Here is an 11141-nt window from a genome sequence, read left to right as displayed (position 1 = left end):
AATAACTTTTTTTCCAGGGTTCGCCAAGGACAAAAGTTGCGGTTAGTAAACCGAAAATGTTTAGGGAGGATAATGGGGCCACTAAATTAACCACTCCACCTTGCATAGATTTTACGAAAAACAATAATCCAAATCCACTCAGTAAACACATTAATACAGCAATGAATAATTGTTCTATGTTAAATTGTTGGAGTGGTCCAACATAGGGACTGAAAAACCCAAAATGGAAATCTAATAACCATAATATTCCGAAAATACTAGTAGTGATTAGGCCTCTGCAAAAAATGATTATAAAAAATGGCAAATCTGAGGTCGCACGTTTCCAGTATGCGTTGCTGAATCCGAAAAACAAAGAGCTGACAATTACGAATATTCCGCCCATTTTGTAATGTTTTTAGACTTCAGCCATTTATATTTTTCGTTAAACCATTGTCCGTCATTAACATCAAAACGGCGAGGATCAACTTGATTTATGTGCTTTAGGGCATTATTGTTATCGCTCGTTTTATCAAAGTATAGGGCTAGCATTAAATTATATTTGTTAATAATTTGTTTTTCAAATACACTCAACTTCTTAAAAGCATTTTGGTCTTTTATTTTGGTAATTAGATTAATTTTTGAAATGTCTTGATTAAAAACATAAAGTAAGCGATAAAAAAATAAATTAAAATTGATTTGCTCGAAATCATTATTTAATCTTTCGAAATAGGTTAAATAATTTCTCTCGTTTAGGTTTAAAATAATTTCCCATGCAGCCACTCTTGCCATAAGTATGGGATGTGCGCTTACCTTGTTGTTAATTTCTTTTAAGGCAAGATTAAGGAACTTTTGAGCGGATTGTATTTCATTTTGTTGGTAAGCCCTTTGGCAAAGCATCACGTTTTTGAAAAATGCGAAATCAGATAATGGGCTGGCTTTTACAGCTATTAGCCAATCTCCATAAAAGCCTGTTAAATTGGTTTCATCTATATACGTTTGTAAAATTATGCTTTGTAAATAAATAGAATTTGGCAATTCTGCTGAAACAAAATCAATGAGTACTTGATTTCCTGCTAAAGCATTTAAATAAATGTCTTGGTAGGCTACATACAATTTATGATGAACTTCTTGATCCTTAATGTCTAATGGTAATTGAATAATTTTCGACAATAAATCATAATGGTTTGTGGTTATGCACAAATCGATAATTAATTTCAGTTGAAAAGCTTCCTCCCAAGATTGAAGATTGAAATGTTGTATAGATTCGAAAAGAAGGTTCGAGTTGATAGATTTCGTGGCTTTATATCTAATCAAAACTTCGTTTAAGGCGTCGGTTTTATATTTCTCAATATAGCTTTGAAAATGTCTAAAATTAGTAAAGCCAAGTACACTTACAAGCGAGTTTAGCGTATATAATGAACTTTGAAATTTTGGGGTTATGATGCCAAAAATCCGTCGTATGGTATTATAGCTTATGGAGGTTTTATGATTGATTAAGAGCTCATTACTAAGTTTTTGGCAGCTGTAACTATCTACAATTTGAAGATCAAATTGCTTTTCTACCAATTTAAATAACCACTGGTTCTCGAGTTGGTTGAGTTGTAAAGATGCTGGCATAAATCATTTATTGTTTTAAAGTTAATACAAAATTTAGGAAATGAGTTTTATAGTTTTTAAACAATTTATTTGGACTTATTTGGACAAATTTGAGCTCGTTTGGTTTCATAGTTTTACAAATAACTGTAGCAATTTAGGTGATTATAAAACACATACAAAATGGAAAACTATAGCATTAGAGTAACAGGTAGAAACAAACAGCATGTAAAACAATTTAGCATTGAAGTAAGTGTTGAGCCTAAAAATTTCCCTGGGGGTTTTTTACAATGGATTGGAAATAGTAGTAATAAAGCTGCAGTGTCTGCATGGTTAGCTACCTTTTGTCCGGGTTATGAAGAATTGAGCGCTAATGGGGTTAACCTCATTAGATAGTATCCAGCTTTTAGACATTTTACCCGAGTAAATATGGATTTTGAATTTAGTTCCTCACTTACAAGAGGAGGTAACATTTTTACGCCCGAAAAAATAATCATTTCAGATTTATCAATTACTTGGAAAAAAAGAAATAAGTATTTAATAGGTTTTGATTCGATAAGTATTACTCGGGATAAAATTTCATCTGTTGAGGTTCAAAACAAAATTTGGGGTGCAGATATAATTATAACTAGCAATGGTTTAAGTAAAATTATAGCTAAAAACTTTACTGTTGCAGACTCAAAAAAAATAAGAGAAATTTTAATTAATAAATAAAATGGCAAAAGACTATACAAAATACGCTATTGAAGGCGTAGCAGAAAATTTAGGAAAATCAAAATTAGCATTAGCTATAATTGAAGATTATGTAAGCAAAAATAAGGTGGATTTTGCTGTGTTAAATGCTGCTTTTCCTGATGAGTGTCAAGGTGGTATACATGGTGTTTTTAGAAAAAAAGTAGACGTTAAAGATCCGAAAAGATACTACATGGATAGGCCCATTTCTTTAATTGATGGAACTGAAATTGTCGTTACTAATCAATGGGGTATTGATAATATTCCGGGATTGATTGATAGAGCAAATGCTTTAGGCTATGTTGTAAATAAAGTTAATCAAACTCAGGAAAGTAGCATTTCATATAAAGACAATAAGATAGCTACAGCATTTATAGATTTATTTAAAAACAAAAATTTAAACATTGATTATTTATCGGAATTTATAAAACCTGCAGAAGAATTACTGAAAATGTATAACTCAGAAATTCCTGCCGAAGCTCAAGCCATAGATGATGTTTTTGAAGAAATAATGGTTTATGTAGCCAAAGAGCCATTATTGTTGGGCGGCTATGCTTATATATTTACTTTTGTAGCACAAAAATTTGACCATTGGCTTGACTTTAGCGAGGATTTAATTAAAGAAAATGCCTACCAATGGAACGATATGGTGGGTTCTGGTAAAAATCCTGTTGCTTTAGTTTGTGAGGAATCTTCGGAAGATAACTTCAAGTCTATCTTTATTTCGAGGATGATGTTTACCCTAATCACAATTATAACGGATACAGATGAAGAAGAACTTGCAGAATTAATCGTTTCTTGTGATATGGATAAATATACTTTTAGTGAGGATGATGAATGTTGGATCTGTGATTTAGTTATTGATATGCTTGATGTGTTTGGTTTTTCATTAGACGATTACGAAGGTGAGTGTGAAATTGAATCGCGTCATTTTTTAGATGGCGATCGAACTATGGGTTATGATTATATAGGCTTAAGCCAAAATTTTATTGGCAGTTTTGCTTAGATTAATTTAAATTAATGAGTTATAATCTTAATGATAAAATTTCAGCTATTTGGAATAAGTTTTCTTTTGAATTTACTGATCTTGATGCTAAGAGATGTATGGAAAGGGTTCCTAATTATTATTTAAAACCTTCACCAAATAAAATTCTTTTTATAGGACTAAATCCTGCATTTCAAGATAATAAAAACAATATTAATTTTTTCTACTCTCCGCCTGTTTCTGAAGAAAGAATGAATGAAATTGCTTTAGACAATGAAAATTCAAAAACAAAAGACAAGGGAAATTATTATGCAAAGTTTTATAATATATTACACGCCATTAGTGATGAATTAAATAGTGAAGAATCTAGTCAAAAAAAATTCGAACATTGTGATATGTTTTTGATGCGTGAAACAAATTCAAAAATCGTAAAAAAGATGGTAGAAAAAAAGGAAGGTGGTTTGAATGATTTTGGATTAGAACAAATTGACATACTCAAAAGCTATATAGAGGATGCTAAACCATCTATAATTATTCTTCCAAATGCAATGACTGCGAATTATTATCAAAAGTATGTTTTAGAAAATCAGTCGATTAATAAAGAAAAGGGTGTTTATTATACTGAAATAAATAAAAGAAAAGTAACCACCATATTATGTGGTTCATGGCAATATGGGAGGTTAGATAAATTTACTAAAGAGATTATAATGTTCCACATAAAAAATGCACTTAAGTCACAATAGCAAATCAAAAAATAAATCAGAAAAGATTATTATTCATTAGGGTACTAATCTTACTGCTTATTTAAACTTACACTAATTCTAATAGTTATTAATTTGCTAATGATTATTCGAATAACCATTTTACATCGTCACGGATAATCAACTGATTGTGGCTTTTAGCCGGAAAAGCCAAACTTGATCTTAAAACAAAAAACTTTTATGTTTATTAGTAAATTTAATTGTTTGGTTTAATTCAACAAAAAAGCCCCAGATTTTTGAATATTAATCTGAGGCTTTTTTTAAAGACAAAAATCATTACCAAAGCTTAGCAGGGTATTCACCCGAAGCAACCAGTTTGTCAATGCTCTCTTGAACAAATGGCTTATCCTCTGAATAAGTAACACCAAACCATTGGTTTTGGGTGGGAATTACTTTGAAAGATGCTTGTTTGTTTTTGATAAGTTTTTCAGCTACTAAAGGAATAAAAAACTCTGATTTAGGATTTTCTTTATTCGCCAATGCAAACTCTTTGAATAAGTCGGCAGAATAATCAAATATTTTAGGTGTAAAGCCCCAAAAATTCATGGAAACACGTGTGTTCTCAATCAATGGGAATTCTTTTTCATTTTCCTCAAATACGATAGTCTTTTCTCCCTCTGCACCAGCCTTGAAAAATACTTTCGTACGCTCCTGAATTTCAGTAAGATTACCATCGCCATCTACTTCACAAACTCCTCTTGAGACTGATCCATGTTCAGAAAGGGTTTTATCGATTTGGTATCCTATCATTGAAAATTCATGATCTTTTACCTCATTATTTAGGAAGTCGGCCATTTTTTGATAAGATTCACGGCCATAAAAATCATCTGCATTAATTACACAAAAAGGTTCCTTTACCGCATCACGTGCAGCCAATACTGCATGTGCAGTTCCCCAAGGCTTTGCTCTTTCAATCTCAATGTCAATCCCGAAAGGTTTTAAATCAAATGTTTGAAATACATAATCTGTTTCGATTTTCCCACTTAGCTTTGGCTCAAAAATACCTTTGAAATTTTCAGCAAATTCTTCCTTAATTACAAAAATAACTTTACCGAAACCGGCTTTTATAGCATCATAAATTGAATATTCGATGATTGTTTCACCATTTGGACCAAATCCATCGGTTTGTTTCATACTGCCATATCGGCTGGCCATTCCTGCTGCAAGGATTACTAAAGTTGGTTTCATTATATCTTATTTTGAATTAAATATTTTATTTCTATTTAGATTTCTAATCGTTTAATATTTATTTTAAATATTTTCTTGATTTTATCTTTAAAATCAAGCTCTAATCCGCAATTGTTGTTCCAATTTCGATTCAAATTTCACAAATTAATACAATTTGAATCTGTTTTTGTTTTTATTTAAATTATAAAATATAAAATAAGTATTTAATTAAATAAATTAATTATAAAAATAGTTTTATTCCATTTATTTTATTTTTGTCTTTTTATCTGCATTTTTTTTACAAATTTTTCAAATCAATTATCTATTTTCTACATACTATTAAAAACAGGTTCATGAAATGCTCCGAACTAATAAAAAATGGGATACTGCTCTAATAGACAATATCCCAAGATAAATTTATACGTGTATTATTTATCTTATTTACACGTATTATTTGACAGATCTAAAATCTTGATCAACTTTAATGGTTAATAGCGATTCATAAATCAGTCGGATAACATTATCAACATCTTCTTTATGTATCATTTCAACTGTTGTGTGCATGTAACGTAATGGTAATGAGATCAATGCAGAAACAACCCCATCATTTGAATAGGCAAAAGCATCTGTATCGGTACCTGTTGATCTAGAAGAAGCTTGACGTTGAAAAGGAATAGCGTTAGCCTCTGCAGCTTTTATTAGCAGTCTATTCAAATTTGTTTGTACTGCTGGGGCATAAGAAACTACGGGACCTTTACCGCAAGCTAAATCACCTTGAGTGATTTTGCTAATCATAGGTGTTTGAGTATCATGCGTCACATCTGTTACAATGGCGATATTGGGTTTAATTCGGTGGGCAATCATTTCAGCACCTCTCAAACCAATTTCTTCTTGTACTGAATTAACGATGTATAGTCCGAAAGGTAGTTTCTTCTTGTTTTCAGATAAAAGACGTGCTACTTCAGCAATCATAAATCCGCCAGCACGGTTATCTAATGCTCTTCCCACATAATAGCGATCATTTAGCACCATAAATTCATCCTCATAAGTGATTACACAACCCACATGAATTCCTAGTTTTTCAACTTCTTCGCTACTTGTACAACCACAATCGAGGAAAATATTCTTCATTGATGGCGCTTCTTCCTTCTCACCGCTACGTGTATGGATTGCAGGCCATCCAAAAACAGCTTTTACAATGCCTTTATCGGTGTGGATATTGACACGCTTTGAAGGAGCAATTTGATGATCGGAGCCACCATTTCTTATTACATAAATAAGTCCGTCTTTGGTGATATAGTTCACAAACCAAGAAATTTCATCGGCATGAGCTTCAATTACTACTTTGAATTTAGCTTTCGGATTAATTACAGCCACGGCAGTGCCATAATTATCTACGAAATGTTCATCGGTATATGGTTTGATATAATCGAGCCATAAACGTTGCCCTTCCCATTCAAATCCTGTAGGCGAAGCGTTGTTGATGTATTTTTCAAAAAATGCCAATGATTTCTTAGTAACCACCGGAACATGCTTTTTCTCTTTATTTTTAGCCATTTTCTTATTTGTTTTTTAATATTTTCTCCATAATCACGAAATCGATACCATCTTTTTTGAAATCATGTTCAGTTTCACGAAAGCCAAATTTACTATAAAAAGCTGATGCATTTTTTCGTGCATTGCACCAAATGCGTTCAAAACCTTCAGTAGCGCATATTTCAAGTAAATAATTTAATAATTCGCTGCCATAGCCTTTGCCTTGGAATGCTTCAAGAGTAGCAAATTTTCGAAATTGTATTGAATGCTCACTTTTAAAATAGGACAATACACTTATTAATTTATTATCATCAAATAATCCCAAATGCGTGCCATCATCATCCTCAGGGAGTCTGATTTTTTCTAGTGGCTGTCCTGGGTATAAAACATCACGGCGTATGCGCCAGGTTAATTCTTGACTTATTTGTTCGATATGTGCCATATCAAAAATTAAAGAGGAATATTGCCATGTTTTTTTCTAGGATTGTTTACCACCTTATTTTCTAGCATCTTAAAGGCTTTAATTAGCTTTTTTCTTGTTTGGGATGGCTCAATAACCTCATCTATAAATCCTCTTTCGGCAGCTCTGTAGGGATTGGCAAAAATGTCGGAGTATTCCTTTTCTTTCTCAATCCAGCGTGCATTTGGATCATCCGCTGTAGCGATATCTTTCTTGAAAATAATCTCTGCGGCACCTTTAGCACCCATTACCGCAATTTCAGCTGTTGGCCAAGCATAGTTCATATCGGCACCAATATGCTTTGAATTCATCACATCGTAAGCGCCACCATAGGCCTTTCTGGTAATAACTGTAATTCGTGGTACAGTAGCCTCGCAAAAAGCATACAATAATTTTGCTCCATTGGTTATGATTGCGTTCCATTCTTGATCTGTTCCGGGTAAAAAGCCGGGAACATCCTCTAAAACGAGTAAAGGAATGTTGAAGCTATCGCAAAAACGGACAAATCGTGCTCCTTTTACGGAAGAGTTTATATCCAACACACCTGCTAAAAATGCTGGCTGATTGGCTACAATGCCGATGCTCCTTCCTGCGAGCCTAGCAAAACCCACCACAATATTTTCAGCGAAATCTTTGTGGACTTCTAAAAAAGAGTCTTCATCTACAATTTCTGTAATTACTTCACGAATATCATAAGGTTGTGAATTGTTTTCAGGAATGATATCGTTCAATTTTAGTCTTTCTTCATTAGAAGACTCGTAAGCTAATGCTGGAGTACTTTCCTCACAATTTTGAGGCATGTAGCTAAGCAATTTTTTAATGTGATTTATGGCGTCAATCTCATTGCTACAAGCAAAATGAGTGACTCCCGATTTTGTGGAATGTGTAGATGCGCCACCAAGCTCTTCGGAGCTTACAATTTCGTGGGTTACTGTTTTTACCACATTGGGGCCTGTGACAAACATGTAGGAGGTGTTTTCGACCATGAGCACAAAATCAGTGATGGCTGGCGAATAAACTGCTCCACCAGCACAAGGGCCCATGATTGCAGAAAGTTGTGGGACTACTCCCGAAGCCATGGTGTTTTTGTAAAATATATCAGCGTAGCCACCCAAAGAAACTACTCCTTCTTGAATTCGTGCACCACCAGAATCATTCAATCCGATTACAGGAGCTCCATTTTTTAGTGCGAGATCCATTATTTTACATATTTTTTCGGCATGTGTTTCAGAAAGTGAACCGCCAAAAACAGTAAAATCTTGCGAAAAAACATAGACTAATCGTCCATTGATAGTGCCATAGCCAGTAACCACACCATCTCCAGGATAGCGCTCTTTCTCCATCCCAAAATCAGTTGAACGATGCATAACCAACATGCCGATCTCTTCAAATGAGCCTTCATCTAACAAAAAGTGGAGGCGCTCTCTTGCTGTAAGTTTTCCTTTTTGATGCTGATTGTCAATTCTGGTTTTCCCACCACCTTGAAGCGCTTCTTCTTGCTTCTGTCTTAAAACATCTATTTTATTATTCAAAATATGTCGTTTTTATTCCTTTGTTTCAGATGTGAAATTACTAAAAAATGATTAAAGACCGACTAATTACAGCTGCTTTTACATTGTTTACATTGGCGTGAAAATTGTCAAAATCTTTAAATAGTAGAAGAAATAATCTCTAAATTTTCCTGATGGTTCTTGATTAATATTATAAATTTGCTCAAAAAACAATAAAATGAGTTTTAGGTTCATACTTTTTGTGGGATTTTTACTTTGTTCAGTACAAGCTTTTGGTCAAAGAGAGCGTGATGAGCGAGCAATGACTACAAACTTCAAGGGCCTCCAGTTTAAAGCACCTGATTCATCTTTTTATATAAATTTTCGTTTCAGGATGCAAAATCGCTTGGGTGCAAGTACAATTTCTGGAACTAATTTAAATTTCAATGAATACGATGCACGTGTACGTCGTTTGAGGATGCGTGTAGATGGATTTATCATGAATCCAAAACTAACTTATAGCGTACAACTAGCATTTACACGTGGTGATCAGGATGTAGATAATACTGGGATTGCAAATATTGTACGTGATGCGGTTATCTTCTATCATTTTACTCCTAAGTTTTATATTGGTTTTGGTCAGAATAAGCTACCTGGGAATAGACAACGTGTAAATTCCTCAGGGCAATTGCAGTTTGCTGATCGTTCTATTGTGAATGGAGCTATGACAATTGATCGTGATTTCGGATTAAAAGCCTATTATCATAATAAAATTGGCGAAATGGATTATCACTTAAAAGGTGCTATTTCAACAGGAGAGGGTAGAAGCGTTAATTCAACAGATGATGGATTAGCCTATACTGGAAGGCTGGAGTTATTGCCTTTGGGCACATTTACCGGTGATGGAGATTATTCGGAAGGCGATTTGGAGCGTGAACCTAAACCAAAAATCTCATTAGCGGCAGGTTATAGCATGAATAAAAAAACAAATCGTTCAGGTGGTCAGTTGGGTAAAGAGCTTTATGGTTCAATAGATATGGCTACATGGATGTTTGATGCGATTGGAAAGTATAAGGGCTGGGCATATTCAGTCGAATATTTAAAGAGACATGTTGATAATCCTCTAACTTATAATGATTTAGGTAGTTTAAGATATGCTTTTACTGGTCAGGGCATAAATCATCAGTTTTCTTATGTTTTCCCTAGTAATTTGGAGCTTGCCATGCGTTATTCTCGATTGAGTCCTTCAGCTAAATTGGCTAATTATGAATCTCAGAAGAATATTTTTGAGCTTGGATCAACTAAATATTTCAATAAACATCGGGTTAAATTGCAGTTAAATGTCAATTATATGGCTATTGACGGCAATTATGCTTTCTCACATGCCGGGAATCGATGGGGAGTATTGACTCAGTTTGAATTGGGAATTTAATTATGTTTTTTTTGAGTACAGAAATGATAATTCATTTATAGGAATTAAGCCATAAAAGTATCGTGCTTTTGCAGTTACTATTCATTAATGTACTCGATTTGGGTTAATTTATAAGGAAGATTTTATTACTATTATTAGTTAGCTTTATATTTTTATTCATTTTTTCAGGTTCAAATTAAAAGATAGGTTTTTGTGGTTCAGTGTCCCAAAAGCACATAATGTTTTATCTAAAATAATTACTAAATCAAAGGCTTCTAATATGTCAGCAGAGAATAGTGAAAAACAAAAGCGTGCTTATGAGGAATTACTTCAGGGTAATCGTGATTGGGTAAAAAAGGAAACAGATAAGGACCCTGATTATTTCAATAAATTGGCTGAAGGACAGGAACCTGATGTGCTTTGGATTGGATGCTCTGATAGTAGAGTTCCAGCTAATGAGGTAACCAATACAAAACCAGGTCAGGTGTTTGTCCACCGTAACATTGCCAATATGTGCGTTCATTCAGATATGAATATGCTTAGTGTGTTAGATTATGCAGTGAATGTGTTAAAGGTGAAACATGTAATTGTATCTGGACATTATGGCTGTGGGGGAGTAGCTGCGGCTTTAAGTAATAAGCAATTTGGTTTGATAGATAATTGGCTTCGCCATATAAAAGATGTTTATCGCTTGCATAGCAATGAACTCGACAGAATTATGGATGATACTTTGAAGGTTAATCGCCTAGTTGAATTGAATGTAATTGAGCAGGTGTATAATTTATGTAAAACTACAATTGTTCAAAACGCTTGGCGCGAACGTGAAGATTTGGAGATTCATGGTTGGGTAATTGATTTGAAATCCGGACTAGTGAAGGATTTACAAGTAACGGCAAAATCAAGTCAAAATCTTGGGGAAATATTTAAGCTCGATGAATCGAAAGTGAGCTAAAAAAAAGAGCTAAATCGTGAGATTTAGCTCTTTTTTTTATGAGTTATGAGTTATCAGTTGACAGTTATCAGGCTG

Annotated in this window: 12 protein-coding genes; 6 read left to right on the top strand and 6 right to left on the bottom strand. The window is 33.6% G+C overall.

The features are described 5' to 3' along the window. Together ACIQ0D_RS08595 and ACIQ0D_RS08590 are read right to left on the bottom strand one after the other, a co-directional pair. On the bottom strand, positions 1-382 hold a 382-nt coding region (locus ACIQ0D_RS08595; protein WP_395804686.1), incomplete at its 3' end, for a hypothetical protein. Then, a complete protein-coding gene (locus tag ACIQ0D_RS08590) occupies positions 364-1596 on the bottom strand; it encodes a hypothetical protein (protein ID WP_395804684.1) in 1233 nt (410 codons plus the stop codon). The genes ACIQ0D_RS08590 and ACIQ0D_RS08595, both read right to left, overlap by 19 nt. Positions 1597-1755: 159 nt before the next feature. Here ACIQ0D_RS08590 and ACIQ0D_RS08585 point away from each other — a divergent pair, with 159 nt between their 5' ends. Genes ACIQ0D_RS08585 through ACIQ0D_RS08570 form a run of 4 tightly spaced genes read left to right on the top strand, consistent with a single transcriptional unit; the run spans position 1756 to position 4032 of the window. Continuing rightward, on the top strand, positions 1756-1968 hold the full coding sequence (locus ACIQ0D_RS08585; RefSeq protein WP_395804682.1) for a hypothetical protein: 213 nt from the start codon (positions 1756-1758) through the stop codon (positions 1966-1968). Positions 1969-2001: 33 nt separating this feature from the next. Continuing rightward, on the top strand, positions 2002-2286 hold the full coding sequence (locus ACIQ0D_RS08580) for a hypothetical protein (protein ID WP_395804680.1): 285 nt from the start codon (positions 2002-2004) through the stop codon (positions 2284-2286). A 1-nt stretch (position 2287) separates the two neighbouring features. Then, positions 2288-3310 (top strand): hypothetical protein, encoded by a 1023-nt coding sequence (locus ACIQ0D_RS08575; protein ID WP_395804678.1) that lies wholly within the window; start codon positions 2288-2290, stop codon positions 3308-3310. Positions 3311-3324: 14 nt separating this feature from the next. After that, positions 3325-4032 carry a hypothetical protein gene (locus tag ACIQ0D_RS08570; RefSeq protein ID WP_395804676.1) on the top strand — a complete coding sequence of 236 codons (708 nt, stop codon included), beginning with the start codon at positions 3325-3327 and terminating at the stop codon, positions 4030-4032. A gap of 294 nt (positions 4033-4326) precedes the next feature. Here ACIQ0D_RS08570 and ACIQ0D_RS08565 read toward each other — a convergent pair whose 3' ends face one another. From ACIQ0D_RS08565 to ACIQ0D_RS08550, 4 genes are all read right to left on the bottom strand, one after another. Next, positions 4327-5238: an NDP-sugar synthase gene (locus ACIQ0D_RS08565; protein WP_395804674.1), complete on the bottom strand. Its 912-nt coding sequence runs from the start codon at positions 5236-5238 to the stop codon at positions 4327-4329. 429 nt (positions 5239-5667) lie between these two features. Beyond that, the gene (locus tag ACIQ0D_RS08560; protein WP_395804672.1) at positions 5668-6774 is read right to left on the bottom strand and encodes a M42 family metallopeptidase; all 1107 of its coding nucleotides are present in this window, start codon (positions 6772-6774) and stop codon (positions 5668-5670) included. Positions 6775-6778: 4 nt separating this feature from the next. Beyond that, a complete protein-coding gene (locus ACIQ0D_RS08555) occupies positions 6779-7195 on the bottom strand; it encodes a GNAT family N-acetyltransferase (protein ID WP_395804670.1) in 417 nt (138 codons plus the stop codon). Between the two features lie 8 nt (positions 7196-7203). Next, positions 7204-8745 carry an acyl-CoA carboxylase subunit beta gene (locus ACIQ0D_RS08550; protein WP_395804668.1) on the bottom strand — a complete coding sequence of 514 codons (1542 nt, stop codon included), beginning with the start codon at positions 8743-8745 and terminating at the stop codon, positions 7204-7206. Between the two features lie 196 nt (positions 8746-8941). On the opposite strand from ACIQ0D_RS08550, the gene ACIQ0D_RS08545 reads away from it, so the two are divergent. Both ACIQ0D_RS08545 and can read left to right on the top strand, forming a co-directional pair. Next, entirely contained in the window at positions 8942-10135 is a 1194-nt protein-coding gene (locus tag ACIQ0D_RS08545) for a porin (RefSeq protein ID WP_395804666.1), read from the top strand. A 259-nt stretch (positions 10136-10394) separates the two neighbouring features. After that, entirely contained in the window at positions 10395-11066 is a 672-nt protein-coding gene (gene can / locus ACIQ0D_RS08540; protein WP_395804664.1) for a carbonate dehydratase, read from the top strand. The last annotated feature ends 75 nt before the right edge of the window (positions 11067-11141 follow it).

The sequence above is a fragment of the Daejeonella sp. genome (genome assembly GCF_044342615.1).
Classification (GTDB): Bacteria; Bacteroidota; Bacteroidia; order Sphingobacteriales; family Sphingobacteriaceae; genus Daejeonella.
The sequence above is the reverse complement of the archived record's forward strand: the minus strand, read 5'-3'. Positions and strand labels throughout refer to the sequence as shown.